Source organism: Herbidospora sp. RD11066 (genome assembly GCF_054661255.1).
This window is the reverse complement of sequence record NZ_BAAGDO010000333.1, coordinates 1-241: the sequence shown is the minus strand read 5'-3', so window position 1 is coordinate 241 and position 241 is coordinate 1. Positions and strand designations below refer to the sequence as shown.

1 protein-coding gene is annotated in these 241 nt (G+C 43.2%); it reads left to right on the top strand.

Annotated features, from left to right (window positions below; translation table 11 throughout):
- Nucleotides 1-241: hypothetical protein (locus ACYQ78_RS40055; RefSeq protein ID WP_459806227.1), on the top strand; the 241-nt coding region annotated here is incomplete at both ends.

Genomic DNA, 241 nt, shown 5'->3' with positions numbered 1-241 from the left:
AGTCAGAAGAATCCATCGATCCAGAAGATGACGATGACGGAGACGATTTCCCTGATGAAGACGACGATGAGGAAACTGCTGAGAAATATAAAGGGGCCCTGAGCAAACCGGGAATGAAAAAAGCCTTCAAACGGATCTTTGAACGAGTTAAAAAACACAACCTGAAACGGCAAATGATGCAACTCAAAAAAAAAGTTCTTAGGAAGGATGTGAGAAAGTCGGATCGTAGGCATGTCATGCT